The following is a 17338-nucleotide window of genomic DNA, read 5'->3' as shown; positions in this document are numbered from 1 at the left end:
GGGGAGCGGTGGCTCCCCGTGCATCGCCGGTTATTGGTGAGTGACAACCACCAGACGAATGGCGTCCAGACGCCAGCTGGCGTCGTTAAGGTTTGCCAGCACCTGCTTACGGTTGAACTCCAGCGTTTCGACTTCGTCGTCGCGGATGTTCGGGTTTACCGCTTTCAGCGCTTCCAGACGCGCCAGTTCGTTGCTCAGCTTATCGTCGGCCTCTTGTTTGGCCTGCTCGATCAGCGTACGCGCCTCGGCTTCCACCAGGCTTTCCGCCTGCTGCAGCATGGCGTGCACGTCCTGCTGGACGGCGTTGACCAGCTTGCTGGAGGTGTGGCGGTTAACGGCGTTCAGCTGGCGGTTAAAGCTTTCAAACTCCACCTGCCCCGCCAGATTGGTGCCTTTGCGGTCCAGCAGCATGCGGATCGGCGTTGGCGGCAGGAAGCGCGTCAGCTGCAGATGCTTCGGCGCCTGCGCTTCGACCACGTACACCAGCTCCGCCAACAGCGTACCGACCGGCAGCGCCTTGTTCTTCAGCAGCGACAGCGCGCAGCTGCCGGTATCGCCGGAGACGATCAGGTCCAGCCCGTTGCGGATAATCGGGTGTTCCCAGCTGACGAACTGCGCGTCTTCACGCGACAGCGCCTGCTCACGATCGAAAGTCACGGTGCAGCCGTCCTGCGGCAGTCCCGGGAAATCCGGCACCAGCATATGGTCGGACGGCGTCAGCACGATCAGGTTATCGCTGCGGTCTTCCTGATTGATACCGACAATATCAAACAGGTTCAGCGCGAAGCTCACCAGATTGACGTCGTTGTCCTGTTCGGCGATGGCGTCCGCCAGCGCCTGCGCTTTGTCGCCGCCGTTGGAGTGCATCTCCAGCAGACGGTCGCGTCCCTGTTCCAACTGGGCTTTCAGCTGGTCATGCTGCTGGCGGCACGCGTGGATAAACTCGTCCAGCCCGGCCTGCTCGGTCGGTGCGGCGAGGTAGCCGATCAGGCGCTCGTAGCTGCTGTCATAGATGGTGCGGCCGGTCGGGCAGGTGTGTTCAAAGGCGTCCAGGCCTTCATGGAACCAGCGCCCCAGCACCGCCTGCGCGGTGTTTTCCAGATACGGCACCATGATCTGAATATCGTGCTGCTGGCCGATACGGTCCAGACGGCCGATGCGCTGCTCCAGCAGATCCGGGTTGAACGGCAGATCGAACATCACCAGCTGGCTGGCGAACTGGAAGTTGCGTCCTTCAGAGCCGATTTCAGAGCACAGCAGCACCTGGGCGCCGTCCTCTTCGGAAGCGAAATAGGCGGCCGCCCGATCGCGTTCGATGATGCTCAGCCCTTCGTGGAACACCGCGGCGCGGATGGCTTCCCGCTCGCGCAGCACCTGTTCCAGCTGCAGGGCGGTGGTCGCCTTGGCGCAGATCACCAGCACTTTTTCATGGCGGTTGGCGATCAGGTAGTTCAGCAGCCACTCAACGCGCGGGTCAAAGTTCCACCAGGTGGCGTTTTCGCCCTCAAACTCCTGATAGATCTGCTCCGGGTACAGCATGTCGCGCGCGCGGGCTTCCAGGCTCTTTTTCGCGCCCATGATGCCGGACACTTTGATCGCCGTCTGGTACTGGTCAGGCAGCGGCAGCTTGATCTGGTGCAGGTTACGGTGCGGGAAGCCTTTGACGCCATGGCGGGTGTTGCGGAACAGCACGCGGCTGGTGCCGTGGCGGTCCATCAGCATGGTCACCAGTTCCTGACGAGCGGACTCGCTGTTTTCGCCGTCGCCGTTGGCCGCTTTCAGCAGCGGTTCGATATCCTGCTCTTCGATCAGCTCGCCCAGCAGGTTCAGTTTGTCGTTGGCCAGATGCTCACCGCTCAGCAGCAGGGTGACGGCGTCGGCCACCGGACGGTATTTTTGCTGTTCGGTGACGAACTCCTGATAGTCGTGGAAGCGGTTCGGATCCAACAGGCGCAGGCGGGCGAAGTGGCTCTGTTGCCCCAGCTGTTCCGGCGTTGCCGTCAGCAGCAGTACGCCGGGGGTATGTTCCGCCAGCTGCTCGATGACCTGGTATTCGCGGCTCGGGGCGTCCTCGCTCCAGGCCAGGTGGTGGGCTTCATCGACCACCAACAGGTCCCACTGGGCGTCGGACAGCTCTTCCAGGCGCTGTTTGTTGCGGCGCACAAAGTCCAGCGAGCAGATCACCAGCTGTTCGGTTTCGAACGGGTTGCTGCTGTCGAGCTTGGCTTCGGCGTAGCGGCTGTCGTCGAACAGCGAGAAGTACAGGTTGAAGCGGCGCATCATCTCCACCAGCCACTGATGCTGCAGCGTTTCCGGCACCACGATCAGCACGCGCTCGGCGCGGCCGGCCAGCAGCTGCTGGTGGATAATCATGCCGGCTTCGATGGTTTTGCCCAGCCCGACTTCGTCCGCCAGCAATACGCGCGGCGCATGGCGCTGGCCCACTTCATAGGCGATGTGCAGCTGGTGCGGGATCAGGCTGGCGCGCATGCCGCGCAGGCCGGCGAACGGCAGACGATACTGCTCGCTGAGGTATTTGCGCGCGCGGAAGCGCAGCGCGAAACGATCCATACGGTCAATCTGACCGGCGAACAGGCGGTCCTGCGGTTTGCTGAAGGTGAGCTTGCTGTCCAGCAGCACTTCACGCATCGCCACGCCGCTTTCCTGCGTGTCCGTGCGGGTGCCGATATAGGTCAGCAGCCCGTTGTCCTCTTTCACTTCCTCTACCTGAAGCTGCCAGCCTTCATGGCTGGTGATGGTATCGCCCGGGTTAAACATCACGCGGGTGATGGGTGAATCATTTCTGGCGTAGAGACGGTTTTCACCGGTGGCGGGGAAAAGCAGGGTAATCATGCGCGCATCCAGCGCCACGACGGTTCCCAGACCTAATTCGCTTTCCGTGTCGCTGATCCAGCGTTGACCAAGAGTAAAAGGCATATATTATCGGCTCGATTCTTTTAAGTAAGTCTTCTCGCTGCGGCGCAGCGCCTGTTCATACCCGTTTATTCTGATTGGGCGGGCAATAGCTGTTCACTCCATGCGGACGTCGCAAGACGGCATGGCCAGTGGTTAAGAATTTGGGAAGGGCGCTATGGTAATGGAAGGCGGCGCGTTCGTCACCTGCAAAACCGGAGGAATTTTATCTTCCCGCATTCTGTCCTAACACGCCCGTTCCGTGGGGTTTTCCCGATCCGTGCTGGTATCAAAACAATCCCATCTGCCCGGTAACCAGGGTGGTAAAATCATCGTGCAGGAAGGGAAGTATAGCGTCTGCCACCGGTTGCAGCTGGCGCTCCAGGTAATGTTGGTAGTCGAGCGGCGAACTTTGCGTTTCCAGCGGCTCCGGCCCGGCCAGGGTGATCACATAGCTGATCCAGCCGCCGTTTTGGTACTGCAGCGGGCGGCCCTGCCGGCGGTTATAGTCGTCGGCGATGCGCGCCGCCCGGACGTGCGGCGGCACGTTGCGCTGATAGTCGTCCAACTGGCGCCGCAGGCGTTTGCGGTATACCAGCTGATCGTCAAATTCGCCGGCCAGCGTTTTGGCGACGTAGTCGCGCACAAAGTCCTGATACGGCTGGCGCAGGAAAATACGCTGATACAGCTGCTGCTGGAACTGCTGCGCCAGCGGCGTCCAGTCGGTGCGCACCGTTTCCAGCCCTTTATACACCATCTGCGGCTCGGCGCCGGGTTTGGCGATCAGGCCGGCATAGCGTTTTTTACTGCCCTGTTCCGCGCCGCGGATGGTGGGCATCAGAAAGCGGCTGTAGTGGGTTTCAAACTCCAGCTCCAGCGCGCTGGTCAGCCGGTAGTTCTGCTGCAGATGCTGTTGCCACCACTGATTGACATATTGCACCAGCTCGCGGCCGATCTGCGTCGCCTGCTGTTCGTCGTGCGCCTGTTTCAGCCAGACGAAGGTGGAGTCGGTATCGCCGTAAATTACCTGATAGCCGCGGGCTTCGATCAGTTCCCGGGTTTGCCGCATGATCTCATGGCCGCGCAGGGTGATCGATGACGCCAGCCGGGGGTCGAAGAAGCGGCAGCCGCTGGCGCCAAGCACGCCGTAGAAGGCGTTCATAATGATTTTCAACGCCTGCGACAGCGGCTTGTTGTGCTGTTGTTTCGCCTGTTCGCGCCCCTGCCAGATCTGGCTGACGATCGCCGGCAGGCTGTGTTTGCTGCGTGAGAAGCGCGCGTTGCGAAAGCCGGGCACCGAATCGGCATCGTCCGGGTGCAGCATGCCCTCCACCAGCCCGACCGGGTCAATCAGGAAAGTACGGATGATCGAGGGGTACAGGCTTTTGTAATCCAGCACCAGCACCGAGTCGTACAGGCCGGGCTGTGAATCCATCACGAAGCCGCCGGGGCTGTGCTCTTCCGGCAGTTCGCCGAGGTTGGGCGCCACGTAGCCCTGACGATGCATGCGCGGCATATACAGATGGCTGAAGGCCGCTACCGAACCGCCGCTGCGGTCCGCCGCCAGCCCGGTGACGGTGGCGCGCTCCAGTAAGAAGGGCAGCAGTTCGGTGGCGGCGAAAATCCGCGTCACCAGCTCGCAGTCTTTCAGGTTGTAGCGCGCCAGCGCCGGTTTATCTTCGGCAAACTGCCGGTCGATTTCCGCCATGCGCTGGTAGGGGTTATCGATGGACTTGCCTTCTCCCAGCAGGGTCTGCGCCACGTATTCCAGGCTGAAGGAGGGGAAGTTCCAGGTGGCGGACTTCAGCGCTTCAATACCATCGATAATCAGCCGGCCGGCGGCGGAGCAAAAGAAGTGGTTTTGTTTAAAGCCGTGTTCGCGCCACTCCAGCGGGCTGCCGCCGCGGCCGAAAAGCAGCGGGATCTGGTAGCGTTCGGCGTGTTTTTGCAGCACGCGCAAATCAAACTGGATCAGGTTCCAGCCGATGATGGCGTCCGGATCGTGGCGCTCCAGCCACTGGTTCAGGCGCTCCAGCAGCTGCGGCCGGCTGGTGCAGTACTCCAGCGCGAAATCCAGCGGTTCGCTGCCGCCGTTGGGCGGGCCGAGCATATACACCTGCCGCTGGCCGCAGCCCTCCAGCGCGATGGAATACAGTTCGCCGTGGGCGGTGGTTTCAATATCCAGCGATACCAATTTCAACTGCGGGCGGTAGTCCGGCGCCGGCTTCATCTGGCCGTTAAGCCATACGCCGTCGCCGCCGGGCCGTCCGCTGAACCAGACCGGCGCGGTGATAAAGCGCTCCATCAGATAGCGCTCCGGCGGACGGATATCGGCCTCATAGACGCTGACGCCGTTCTCCTTCAGCATTTTTTCCAGCTTGATCAGTTGACGATGCTGGCGGCAATACAGCCCCAGCACCGGCCGGGCGTGAAAATCCCGCAGCGGCAGCGCTTTCAACTCCCAGTGCCGTTCGCCGCGCAGCAGCAGTTCCGCCCGCTGACGCTGCTCTGCGGGAATAAACGCCACCGAAGTCTGCGGCGGCAGGCGCAGCCGTTGCGGGCCGCGATCCGTCGCCAACCAGAATTCGACTTCGGTGCCGGCTGGCGTATCGCGCCAGTGGCGGGTGAGCAGGAAACCCTGCATCGGGGATGCGGCGTTATCGTTCAAGGCGGTATTTATCTGCGTAGCCGAGTAGGAAGGCATCGCGCGGGCGGCGCCGATGCGTTGTCAGACGTAAAGTATAACATGGTTTTTTATACAGTATTGCATCCCCTGTGGCCGCACTGCCAAAAACGCATACAATTCAGGAGTTGACTCACTCTGGCCCGCACCGGACAATCCTTCGCCCAGGCGCTTTAGATAACGAACAGAGGTTTGATGGAAGCCTATTTACAACATTTGCTCGCTCAATCATTGGCTTTCACTCTGATGGTCATTTTTTTGGTGACCTTCCTGGAATCGCTGGCGCTGGTGGGGTTGCTGCTGCCGGGCACCGTGATGATGGCCAGCGTTGGCGCACTGATCGGCAGCGGCCAGGTGGATCTGTATCTGGCCTGGGCGGCCGGCGGTATCGGCTGTTTCCTCGGCGATTGGATCTCCTATTTTATCGGCCGGGCGTTTAAAGAGCCGCTGCACCGCTGGTCGTTCCTGCAGAAGCATAAGGCGATGCTTGACCGCACCGAACATGCGCTGCATCAGCACAGCATCTTTACCGTGCTGCTGGGGCGTTTCGTCGGGCCGACGAGGCCTCTGGTGCCGATGGTGGCCGGCATGCTCGATTTACCGCCGTATAAATTTGCGTTGCCGAATATTATCGGCTGCATTACCTGGCCGCCGGTCTACTTCTTCCCCGGCATTCTGGCGGGGGTGGCGATTGATATTCCGTCCTCGGACAACAGCGCGCTGTTTAAGTGGCTGCTGTTTGGTTCGATAGTCCTGCTGTGGCTGGCCGCCTGGCTCAGCTGGCGCTGGTGGCGGGAAGACAAACGCGGCAGCGACCGACTAAGCCGCTGGCTGACGCCGCTGCGGCTGCGTATGGCCTGCGTGGTCGGCTGGATCGCCGCCGCCGTCTGCTGTTACCTGATGAGCCAGCAGCCGCTGATGCCGGTATACCGCCATCTGCTGTGGCAGGTGCTGGCCGGGTGACCTGAGGGGTGGAGTGTTCCGCCCCGTTTCATTACTGGAAAAACGCTTCCAGCTGTTCAAATACCCGCAGGTCTTCGCTGTGGCGTTTTACCTGCAGCACATCCTCCAGCTTTTCCACCTGACTGATCATCTGCACCAGCCGCTGGTCATCGGCCACCAGCAGCCAGATGCGGCTCTGCCTGCCGTCTTTCAGCGGCATACACAGAATACCTTCCACGTTAAACGCACGGCGGGCGAACAGGCCGCAGACGTGCGACATCACGCCGGGGTGGTTGCGGACCGCCAGTTCGAGAATGACCTGTGATTTCTGTTGAGGTTGTAGCATGGCTTATTCTCCAATCATGTCGATGTTGGCGGCGCCCGGCGGCACCATCGGGAATACTTTTTCGTTAGTGTCGATCAGCGCATGGATCAGGCACGGGCCGGGGCGCGCAATAGCCTCCGCCAATGCGGCCTGCGGATCGGCGGCGGCGTTCAGGTCACAGGTGTCCAGCCCGAAGCCGGCGGCGATGGCTAGGAAATCGGTACGCTGCGGATAGGCGGCGGCAAAGATGCGCTGCTGATAGAACAGGGTTTGCTGCTGATGCACCAGTCCCAATGCCTGGTTGTTCATCAGGATGATTTTGACGTCCAGATGGTGCTCGACCGCGGTGGCCATCTCCTGAATGTTCATCATCAGGCTGCCGTCGCCGGAAAAGCACAGCACCTTGCGTTGCGGTTCGGCCAGCGCCGCGCCGATCGCCGCCGGCAGACCGAAGCCCATGGTGCCCAGCCCGCCGGAGGTCAGCCACTGGCGCGGACGGCGCAGCGGATAGGCCTGCGCCACCCACATCTGATGCTGGCCGACGTCGGTGGTGACGATGGCGCTTTCATCCACGCAGCGCGCGGCGGCCAGCACCAGTCCGTAATGGCTGAGCGGTTCGTCGGCGTGCGGCATGCTGAACGGAAATTCGTGCTTGAGGTCGTTGACGGTATTCAGCCAGGCGCTGCGCGGCTGGGCGTCGATCTGCGGCAGCAGCTGTTGCAGCACCTGTCCGACATCGCCGTGGATCGCCACCTGCGGCTGCTTCACCTTGCCCAGCTCCGCCCGGTCGATATCTACGTGGATAATTTTGGCGTTCGGGCAGAATTGCTCGGTTTTGCCGATAGCGCGGTCGTCAAAGCGCGCGCCCAGCACCACCAGCAGATCGGCCTCCTGCAGGATAAAGTTGGTGCTGCGCGCGGCGTGCATGCCCAGCATCCCCAGCGATAACGGATGGTCGACCGGCATGGCGCCCAGCGCCATCAGCGTCATGGTGGTCGGCAGGCTGGCGCGCTCGGCCAGCTGCAGCGCGGCGCGGTGCGCGTCGGCGCAGATAATGCCGCCGCCCAGATAGAGAATCGGCCGCTGGGCCTGATTGATCATCGCCGCCGCCCGGGCCACGTCGGCGGGGTTGAAGGCCGGCGCGGTGTCCGGCTGCGCCAGCGGCGGCAGCTGGTCCAGCTCAATCTCGGCGGTTTGAATATCCTTCGGCACGTCGATCCACACCGGGCCGGGGCGGCCGGATTCGGCAATGCGGAACGCATCACAGATTACCTGTGGCAGTTCGCGGATGTCGCGTACCAGATGGTTGTGTTTGGTGATCGGGATGGACATGCCGTAGGTGTCCACTTCCTGAAAGGCGTCGGTGCCGATCATTGAGGAGGGCACCTGGCCGGTAATGCACACCAGCGGAATGGAGTCGAGCTTGGCGTCGGCGATGGCGGTGACCAGGTTGGTGGCGCCTGGGCCGCTGGAGGCGATGCAGACCGCCGCTTTACCGTTGGCGCGCGCCATGCCCTGCGCCATAAAACCGGCGCCCTGTTCGTGACGCGCCAGCACGTGACGGATGGTGGCGCTTTGGCTTAACGCGTCATACAGCGGCAGCGCAGCGCCGCCGGGAATGCCGGCGACGGTGGTGATGCCCTGACGCTCCAGCAGATGAACGATCAGCTGCGCGCCGGTAAAGCGTTTGCCTGCGTGAGGCGTGCCCGTAATTGCCATGTTCCTGTCCTTTCTCAAGGCCGGTGAGCTTTGGCGGGCAGGGTGCTAAAACAAGAAACCCCGCCCGGTTTGCGCCGGCGGGGTTTGGGAATCGATGCGTTGATTCGGACCCTACGGCGCATTGCCGACGACCACCACCACACGCACGACGACCACCGCGGCTGGTAGCGCGGTAACTAGTAGGGTCGAAGTCAGCGAGGATGCGATCACAGGGAACCTTATCATCAGTAAAAACTCAGGATTTTATAAAAGCACAGGTGCAAAATTCGCACAACCGCTTTATTGCCGCAGAATAAAAAACGCGCGTCAGATCACGCTTTTCCGTTGATGCCCAGGATGCGCGCTGCGGGGGCGCTGCCGTCCAGCAGCGGCTGCGTCGGGCCGTCATAATAGATGCGGCCGTCCACCACCAGCAGCGTGCGCGGGGCGATGCGCGCGGCGTCGTCCAGGTTGTGCGACACCATCAGCAGCGTCAGTTCGCGCTGTCGGCACACCGTATCCAGCAATTGCAGCATCTCGCCGCGCAGCGCCGGGTCGAGCGCAGAGAAAGGTTCGTCCAGCAGCAGAATCGGCCGCTGGCGGATCAGACAGCGGGCCAGCGCGGCGCGCTGGCGCTGGCCGCCGGAGAGCTGCGACGGCAGGCGCGGCAGGTGTTCCGTCAGGCCGACCTGATCGGCTATCTGCGCCAGCTGCCGTTTTTGCCCGGCGTTCAGCCTGAGACCGGGATCCAGCCCCAGCCCGATGTTTTGTTCCACCGTCAGGTGGGCGAACAGATTGTTTTCCTGAAACAGCATAGACACCGGCCGCTGCGCCGGCGGCGTGCGGGTATGGTCGTCGCCGTCAAGACGCAGGCTGCCGCCGTCCGCGCTCAGAAAGCCGGCAATCAGGCTGAGCAGGGTGCTTTTCCCCGCGCCGCTCGGCCCGAGCACCGCCACGCGTTCGCCCGGGCGGATGCGCAGATCAAAGCGCATCGGCAGGTGCTCATACAGGTAGGTCAGTTGGTTAAGTTCTATCATCGCGGCCCGGTAAACGTTCAATCAGGGTAAAAAGCAGGAAGCACAGTAATAACAATAACAGGGCGGTGACCGCACCGTCATTGCTGCGATAGGCGCCGATCTGCTGGTAAAGATAGAACGGCAGGGTGCGGAACTGCTCGTTGCCGAACAGTGCCACCACGCCGAAATCGCCGATCGACAGCACGCAGGCGAAGGCCAGCGCCTGCGCCAGCGGGCGACGCAGGGCGCGCAGTTCGATCCAGCGCAGCCGCCGCCAGCCCTGCATGCCCAGCGACAGGCACAGCGGGTTGTAGCGCTCCGCCACGTCGCGCATCGGGTTTTCCAGCACTTTCAGCGCATAGGGCACCGCCATCAGCGCGTTGGTCAGGATCACCAGCGCATAGGGCGACTGCGGCAGCCCAACGGTGTCGTTCAGCAGCAGGAAAAAGCCGGTAGCCAGCACGATGCCGGGCATCGCCAGAATCAGCATGCCGCTCAGTTCCAGCGCCTGGCCCCAGCGTCGCTGTTGGCGCAGTTTCAGCTCGCGACTGCTCCACAACAGCATCATGGTCAGCAGTAGACATAGCAGGCCGGCGCCGACGGCGATGCGCAACGAGGTGAACAGCGCCTGCCACAGCGCCGGCTGCTGCAGCACGCTGGCGATTGCCTGATTGGCGCCGTCGACCACCACCGCCAGCAGCGGCGGCAGCAGTAATAGCAGAGCGGCGACGATCAGCAGCGCATCGGTCAGACGCCGGCGGCGGCTGTCCTGCGGGTTGCGCCATTGCATCGCCTGCGTTGCGCCCACCGGCAGCGCCTGGCTGAGACGCTGGCTGAGCATCACCAGCCCCAGACAGCAGGCCAGTTGGATCAGCGCCAGCAGCGCGGCGTGGCTAAGGTCATAGTCGTAGCTCAGCGCCTGGTAGATGGCCAGCTCGATGGTGGTGGCCTGCGGCCCGCCGCCCAGCGAGAGTACGGTGGCGAAACTGGCGAAGCAGAGCATGAAGATCAGTGCGCCGCCCGGCAGGATCTGACGGCGCAGCGCCGGCCATTCGACAAAGCGGAACTGCTGCCAGCCGTTCATGCCCAGCTGTGCGGCAAGCTGACGCTGTTCAACCGGCACGTTTTCCAGCGCCTGCAGCAGCAGGCGGGTCGCCAGCGGCAGGTTGAAGAACATATGCGCCAGCAGAATCCCCTGCAGGCCGTAAGGCGAGAACTGATAGTCGAGCCCCAGCCAGGCGCACAGCGCCGCCAGCCAGCCCTGCCGGCCGTAGACGCTGAGCAGGCCGAACACCGCCACCAGCACTGGCAGCACCAGCGTCATGGCGCACAAACGCAGCAGCAACGCGCGGCCGGGGAAGCGGCGGCGGTACAGCGCCCGCGCCAGCAGGATGGCGGGCAGCACCGAGATCAGCGCCGACAGCAGCGCCTGCCAGAAGGTGAAGCGCACTACGTGCCACAGGTAGTCATCCTGCCATATCGACAGGGCGTCGCTGTGCGGCGCATGGTTCAGCAGCGAACCGAAGGCCAGCGCGGCCACCAGCAGAATCAGGCCGGCGGCCAGCAGCCCCGGCCACAGCCAGTGGGGGATTAACGGCTGACGGCGCTTTGCCATGAACGGATCCAGTTGCCTCGCTGTTTTGCCACCTCATCCGCGCGATATTGCAGCGCGGTCTGCGGCACCGGCAGTTGCGCAAAGCCGGCCGGCAGAGGGGTTTTGATCGCCGGATACATCCAGTTGCCGGTCGGGATGGCGTTCTGGAACGCCGGCGTCAGCATAAACTGCATAAAGCGCTCCGCCAGCTGCGGATGGCGGCTGGCCTGCAATTTAGCGGCGACTTCGACCTGCAGGTAGTGCCCTTCGCTGAAGTTGGCGGCGGCGTAAGCGTCTTTTTTCTCTTCAAGCAGATGGTAGGCCGGCGAAGTGGTATAGCTCAGCACCAGATCGCCTTCTCCTTTCAGGAACAGACCATAGGCTTCGCTCCAGCCTTTGGTGACGGTGACGGTTTTCTTCGCCAGCTTCTGCCAGGCCTGCGGCGCGGCGTCGCCATAGACTTTCTGCATCCACAGCAGCAGGCCGAGACCCGGGGTGCTGGTGCGCGGATCCTGATAGATCACTTTCCACGGCTGGTCGCTTTCCACCAGCTCTTTCAGGCTCTTCGGCGGGTTTTTCAGCCGGTCTTTGTTGTAGACAAAGGCGAAGTAGCCGTAGTCATAGGGGATAAAGGTGCTGTCCTGCCAGCCGCCGGGCACGTTCAGCCGCGAGTGGTCCACCGTGCTGGCGGCGAACAGTCTGGTCTGGCGCGCCGCCTGCAGCAGGTTGTTATCCAGCCCCAGCACCACGTCCGCCTTGCTGTTTTTGCCTTCCATCCGCAGACGATTAAGCAGTGAGACGCCGTCTTCCAGCGCCACGAATTTCAGTTCGCAGTTGCAGTCGGCCTCAAAGGCTTTTTTGATTGCCGGGCCAGGGCCCCAGTCGGCGGCGAAGGAGTCGTAGGTGTAAACCGTCAGCGTGTCTTTCGCCAGCGCCGGCGCGGCGGCCAGCAGCAACAGGCAAGGCAGGAATTTCTTGATCACTTTGCACTCCTGATAGTTAGGGCAGCAAAGGCATCTGAGGGGCTCCTGGGGAGCCGGTTGGCTGGCACTCAAATCCCTCCGCCGGTATTAGCCGGTTCAGGTTCGACGGGTTTGCTCTCAGCGAAAACCTTGTTTCGCACCCCGTTGAGACGGCGCTATTGTAAAGAGTTAGCGCCGCTGGCGAAAGATGCTTATGTCTCCGGCGGCGCGAACCAGGCGGATTTGAAGTCGAACCAGCCCAGCGTATTCATCCGTACGCCGCGCATGCTGCGCTGGCCGTGCAGCTGCAGCCAGTGATGGAACAGCGGATGCAACTGATGCTGGCTGACCAGCCGGCGACAAAATTCCGCCAGCGGCAGACGGTTATCGCGCCACAGCGCGGCGTCCTGCGCCAGATCTTCGCTCATGCAGTGTTGCAGCAGCGGTAGCTCATACAGGGTGGCGAACAGTGAAAACTCCAGCGGCAGGGTGAAATTGGCGCTGCCGAGCCACAGATCGCTCTGCGCCTCTCCCCGGTGCCAGACGTCGTAATCGACGATATTGACCGTCAGTTCTACGCCGTGCTGCGCCAGCAGCGGCTGCAGGGCGTCGCCGATGGCGTTGAACTCCGAGTGCTCACCGTAGTAGGTCAGCGTCAGCCGGCGCAGAGCGGCGGGTTTCGGCCGCTGGGCCAGTTCGCGGTTATGGTGCCAGCGCGGCAAAATGCCGTAGGCCGGCGACCAGTAGCGCTGGCTGACCGGCCCGGAGAGGTTCAGCAGGGCAATAGGATTGAGCAGTTCGCACAGCCAGCTGCGGATGGCCGGATCGTCGCCGACGGGCGAACGCCGGTCGAACAGCAGAAAGTAGCAGCCTTCCTCCAGCCGGCTTTCCAGCTCATTTTTGCCGGTATCGTCGGCCTGCAGCTGCACGCCGGAGTGCATCAGCTCTTCGGTGATATCCGGCAGGACCCAGATATTCACTTCATCGATCAGGGCGCGATAGCCGAAGTAATCGTCAAACGCCTGGATCTTCAGCTGGCTCTGCTGGTTATGCACCACGCTGTACGGGCCGGTGCCGATCGGATGGCGGGCAAAATCCGGCAGAGTGCGCCATTCCTGCGGCAGAATCATGGCCGGCACGCTGCCAAGCAGCCAGGGCAGCCAGTAATCGGGGCTGTGCAGATGCACATCGATCACATGGGGCGTCGGCGAGTCGACGCGTGCGATATGGGCGAACAGCGGCTGCGACGTCAGGCGCGTCAGCGTCTGGATAACGTCTTCCATCTCCAACTCGCGTCCATGATGAAAGTGGATAGCGGGGCGCAGATAGAAGCGCCAGTGCAGCGGGGTCAGCGCCTGCCAGTGATGGGAAAGGTCGGACTCCAGTTCCCCGTTTTCCTCATTTATCCGCGTCAGGCCGCTGTAAATCTGCCGGGCCAGGTGCGTCTCCGAACGGCGCAGCGCCGAACCGGGCAGCAGATTGGACAGCGGCCGGTAGTAGAGCACGCGCAGGATATGTTTACCCTGGCGGAAACTGCGTCCCAGTTGGGACAGCAGCATCTGTCGCACCACTTTTTTATCGCCGACCAGCTGCACCAGCTGGTCGATGCGATCCTGTTCCAGCAGCGTTTCCGCCCGCTGTTGCTGCAGCGCCAGGCCGGTGTAGTGAAACGCCAGCCGCGAACGCTTGCCGCGCCCGGCCTCCGCCTGCCAGGTCAGCCAGCCCTGTTGCTGCATGGCGCCAAGCAGCGAGCGTACATGACGGCGCGAACAGCTGAGCGCGTCGGCCAGCTCCTGCAGCGTGGTATCGCGGGCTTCGCCCTGGCAGCGTTGCCAGAGACGAATAAACTGCTGTTGCAGGCGTGGCGTGGACATAAAAGAGGAACTCCCCGACAGTAATCCGACAATTTATCTTTCCCTATATTACGCCGATAATTTGCTCAGATGAAAGAGAGGAGGGCGGGCTTATGAACGTTTTACTGTCGAAACAGTTTTATCAGCGCTATTTCGCCGCCGTTCGCCGCCAGCACGCCGACTGGCTGACCCGGCTGGTGCCGGAGCAGGCCAGGCTGGAAATATTGTCCCATTTAACCCAGTGGGATATGCCGACGCTGAGCGACGAAGCCTATCGTAAGCGCCTCTGATCTTTCCCCGCTATCCGTGGGTTTTCAGACGACGTCTGAAAACCTGGGGAGACCAAGTGTTTCTGAGTAATGGTGCTTTTCACCAGCCAGTGGGGCGACCCACTGGCATTTTTATTTGCGGCGGGTGATTGCCGTTGTCGGGCGGTGCTTTTACTATTCGCTGACTTCTTCTACTCTACACTGATTTTTTTATTGCGCCGTTTTCGCCTTGTTCAGGAATGCCGCTATGAATAACCGTTGGTCGCTACGCCGTTTTAACCCCGTTTTCGCCGCATTCCTTGCCGTCGCTTTTCTGGCCGGTATCGCCGGGGCGTTGCAGACGCCGACGCTCAGCCTGTTTCTGACCTCGGAAGTCAAAGTGCGGCCGCTGTGGGTCGGGCTGTTTTATACCGTCAACGCGGTGGCCGGCATCGTGGTGAGCTTCCTGCTGGCCAAACGCTCGGACACCCGCGGCGACAGGCGTAAGCTGATTTTAGGCTGCTGTCTGATGGCGGTAGGCAACTGCCTGCTGTTCGCCTTTAACCGCGACTATCTGACGCTGATTACCGCCGGCGTGCTGATGGCGGCGCTGGCCAATACCGCGATGCCGCAGATTTTCGCCCTGGCGCGGGAATATGCCGACAGCAGCGGCCGTGAAGTGGTGATGTTCAGCTCGGTGATGCGTGCCCAGCTGTCGCTGGCCTGGGTCATCGGCCCGCCGCTGTCGTTTATGCTGGCGCTCAATTACGGTTTTACCACCATGTTCCTGATCGCCGCGGGGATCTTTGTTGTCAGCGCGCTGCTGGTGGGGTTTTGCCTGCCTTCGGTGCCGCGCGAGGCGCAAACCGGCAGCCTGAATGTGACGCCGGTCGCGCCGCCCAGCGCCTGGCGCAACCGCGACGTGCGCCGGCTGTTTGTCGCCTCGATGCTGATGTGGACCTGCAACACCATGTATATCATCGATATGCCGCTGTATATCACCCGCGATCTCGGGCTGCCGGAGCGGCTGGCCGGCATTCTGATGGGCATCGCCGCCGGGCTGGAAATCCCGGCTATGCTGCTGGCGGGCTATGTGGTCAAGCGTTTCGGCAAGCGCCGGATGATGCTGTTCGCCGTGGCGGCCGGCCTGCTGTTTTATCTTGGCCTGACGCTGTTCACCGCTAAACTGGCGCTGATTGGCCTGCAGCTGTTCAACGCGATCTTTATCGGCATTATTGCCGGCATCGGCATGCTCTATTTTCAGGATTTGATGCCGGCGCGTCCCGGCGCGGCGACCACCATGTTTACCAACAGTATCTCCACCGGCGTCATTTTAGCCGGGGTGCTGCAGGGGGCGCTGGTGGAGAATCTGGGACACTACGCGGTGTATTGGCTGGCGGCGGCGTTGGCGGCGCTCTCCTGGTGGCTGTGCGCCCGCGTGCGGGAGGTTTAACCGCTATTTTCGTTAACATTGATGTAAATCATTGAGAACATTAGCCCATAGTCGCAAGCTAAACGGACATAAGGCGTCGGCGTCGTTGATTTTGCTCCACGCCGCCGCCGCGCCTCTCCGTTGAATCTCGTGGGTATGTTATGGATAAACTAACGCCGCTCAAGCCTGTTCCCTCCCTGATTGCCGTTGCCGCCACGCTGCTTATCTGGTTTGTCATCCCGGTTCCTGAGGGCGTTGAACCCAACGCCTGGCAACTGCTGGCGCTGTTTATCGGCACCATTATCGCCATTATCGGCAAGGCGATGCCGATTGGCGCGGTATCGGTGATCGCCATCGCGCTGGTGGCGGTGACCGGCGTCACCAACCCCGGCAAGCCGGGGGCGGCGCTCGGCGATGCATTGAGCGGCTTTTCCAATCCGCTGATCTGGCTGATCGGCTTCTCTATCATGATCTCGCTCAGCCTGAATAAAACCGGGCTGGGCGGGCGTATCGGCTATTACTTTATTTCGCTGTTCGGCAAAAAGACGCTGGGCATCGCCTATGCGCTGACGCTGGCGGAGACCACGCTGGCGCCGGTGACGCCGAGCAACACCGCGCGCGGCGGCGGGATTATCCACCCGATTATGAAATCGATCGCCGACAGCTTCGGCTCCAGCCCCGGCTTAAACACCAGCGGCAAGATCGGCCGCTATCTGGCGCTGGTGAACTACAACATCAACCCGATCACCTCGGCGATGTTTATCACCGCCACCGCGCCGAACCCGCTGGTGGTCAGCCTGATTGCCAAAGGCACGCACGACAGCGTGGAGCTGAGCTGGGGCATGTGGGCGCTGGCGGCGCTGCTGCCGGGCCTCTGTTCGCTGATCGTAATGCCGCTGGTGGTGTATTTCCTCTATCCGCCGGAAATTAAAAGCACCCCGGATGCGCCGAACTTCGCCAAACGGCAGCTGCAGGCGCTGGGGCCGGTGACGCTGCCGGAGAAGATTACGCTGGCGGTGTTTGCGCTGCTGCTGGTGCTGTGGGCCGGTATTCCGGCGATGATTTTTGGTCCGGCGCTGGCGGTGAACCCGACCACCGCCGCCCTGATCGGCCTGGCGATTTTGCTGGCCAGCGGCGTACTGAGCTGGGATGACATCCTGAGGCAGAAGGGCGCCTGGGATACCGTGGTCTGGTTCTCCGCGCTGGTGATGATGGCGACCTATCTGGGCAAACTGGGGCTGATTAACTGGCTGTCGCAGACGGTCGGCGCCGGTATTGCGCATATGGGGATGAGCTGGGTGGGCGGCACGCTGCTGCTGACGCTGGTGTATCTCTATTCTCACTACTTCTTCGCCAGCACCACGGCGCACGTGACCGCCATGTTTGCCGCCTTCTTCGCCGCAGGCGTGGCGCTTGGCGCGCCGCCGGCGCTGCTTGGCCTGATTCTGGCGTTCTCTTCTTCGCTGATGATGTCGCTGACCCACTATGCGACCGGCACCGCGCCGATTATTTTCGGCTCCGGTTACAGCACGCTGGGCGAGTGGTGGAAAACCGGTCTGGTGATGAGCGTGGTAAACCTGCTGATTTGGCTGACGATTGGCGCAGCCTGGTGGAAGTGGCTGGGATATTGGTAAGGGTGGCGAGGGGCCGGTGATGAAGCAGGGGCGGAATA

13 protein-coding genes and 1 riboswitch are annotated in these 17338 nt (G+C 62.1%); of the genes, 4 read left to right on the top strand and 9 right to left on the bottom strand.

Translation table 11 applies throughout. The features are described from left to right. Nucleotides 1-30: 30 nt before the first annotated feature. Together rapA and FO014_RS06380 are read right to left on the bottom strand one after the other, a co-directional pair. Nucleotides 31-2937: an RNA polymerase-associated protein RapA gene (gene rapA / locus FO014_RS06385; RefSeq protein WP_160028403.1), complete on the bottom strand. Its 2907-nt coding sequence runs from the start codon at nt 2935-2937 to the stop codon at nt 31-33. 265 nt (nt 2938-3202) lie between these two features. Further along, on the bottom strand, nt 3203-5557 hold the full coding sequence (locus FO014_RS06380; protein WP_160031368.1) for a DNA polymerase II: 2355 nt from the start codon (nt 5555-5557) through the stop codon (nt 3203-3205). 234 nt (nt 5558-5791) lie between these two features. On the opposite strand from FO014_RS06380, the gene FO014_RS06375 reads away from it, so the two are divergent. After that, a complete protein-coding gene (locus FO014_RS06375; protein WP_105229744.1) occupies nt 5792-6559 on the top strand; it encodes a DedA family protein in 768 nt (255 codons plus the stop codon). A 31-nt stretch (nt 6560-6590) separates the two neighbouring features. Here FO014_RS06375 and ilvN read toward each other — a convergent pair whose 3' ends face one another. From ilvN to sgrR, 7 genes are all read right to left on the bottom strand, one after another. Beyond that, nucleotides 6591-6884, bottom strand: a complete 294-nt coding sequence (gene ilvN, locus FO014_RS06370; protein WP_105229745.1) for an acetolactate synthase small subunit — start codon at nt 6882-6884, stop codon at nt 6591-6593. Nucleotides 6885-6887: 3 nt separating this feature from the next. After that, the gene (gene ilvB / locus FO014_RS06365) at nt 6888-8582 is read right to left on the bottom strand and encodes an acetolactate synthase large subunit (protein WP_160028401.1); all 1695 of its coding nucleotides are present in this window, start codon (nt 8580-8582) and stop codon (nt 6888-6890) included. Nucleotides 8583-8693: 111 nt separating this feature from the next. After that, nucleotides 8694-8807: an ilvB operon leader peptide IvbL gene (ivbL, locus tag FO014_RS06360; RefSeq protein WP_154747116.1), complete on the bottom strand. Its 114-nt coding sequence runs from the start codon at nt 8805-8807 to the stop codon at nt 8694-8696. Between the two features lie 86 nt (nt 8808-8893). Beyond that, nucleotides 8894-9598, bottom strand: coding sequence for a thiamine ABC transporter ATP-binding protein ThiQ (gene thiQ / locus FO014_RS06355; protein ID WP_111737734.1), 705 nt, complete (start codon nt 9596-9598; stop codon nt 8894-8896). Beyond that, the gene (gene thiP / locus FO014_RS06350) at nt 9585-11192 is read right to left on the bottom strand and encodes a thiamine/thiamine pyrophosphate ABC transporter permease ThiP (protein ID WP_111737733.1); all 1608 of its coding nucleotides are present in this window, start codon (nt 11190-11192) and stop codon (nt 9585-9587) included. The genes thiQ and thiP overlap by 14 nt, the downstream gene beginning before the upstream one ends. Further along, nucleotides 11168-12154: a thiamine ABC transporter substrate binding subunit gene (gene thiB, locus FO014_RS06345; protein ID WP_160028399.1), complete on the bottom strand. Its 987-nt coding sequence runs from the start codon at nt 12152-12154 to the stop codon at nt 11168-11170. The genes thiP and thiB overlap by 25 nt, the downstream gene beginning before the upstream one ends. A gap of 55 nt (nt 12155-12209) precedes the next feature. Beyond that, nucleotides 12210-12308: riboswitch (TPP riboswitch) on the bottom strand. A 37-nt stretch (nt 12309-12345) separates the two neighbouring features. Then, nucleotides 12346-14007, bottom strand: coding sequence for an HTH-type transcriptional regulator SgrR (sgrR, locus tag FO014_RS06340; protein WP_160028397.1), 1662 nt, complete (start codon nt 14005-14007; stop codon nt 12346-12348). Nucleotides 14008-14099: 92 nt separating this feature from the next. On the opposite strand from sgrR, the gene sgrT reads away from it, so the two are divergent. The 3 genes from sgrT (at nt 14100) to FO014_RS06325 (ending at nt 17300) form a co-directional block, all read left to right on the top strand. Beyond that, nucleotides 14100-14276 carry a glucose uptake inhibitor SgrT gene (gene sgrT / locus FO014_RS06335; RefSeq protein ID WP_105229751.1) on the top strand — a complete coding sequence of 59 codons (177 nt, stop codon included), beginning with the start codon at nt 14100-14102 and terminating at the stop codon, nt 14274-14276. A 226-nt stretch (nt 14277-14502) separates the two neighbouring features. Further along, complete coding sequence (locus FO014_RS06330) at nt 14503-15687, top strand: sugar efflux transporter (protein WP_160028395.1); 1185 nt, start codon at nt 14503-14505, stop codon at nt 15685-15687. Between the two features lie 140 nt (nt 15688-15827). Next, entirely contained in the window at nt 15828-17300 is a 1473-nt protein-coding gene (locus FO014_RS06325; RefSeq protein ID WP_160028393.1) for a DASS family sodium-coupled anion symporter, read from the top strand. The last annotated feature ends 38 nt before the right edge of the window (nt 17301-17338 follow it).

Source organism: Serratia rhizosphaerae, assembly GCF_009817885.1.
Classification (GTDB): Bacteria; Pseudomonadota; Gammaproteobacteria; order Enterobacterales; family Enterobacteriaceae; genus Serratia_B; species Serratia_B rhizosphaerae.
The sequence above is the reverse complement of the archived record's forward strand: the minus strand, read 5'-3'. Positions and strand labels throughout refer to the sequence as shown.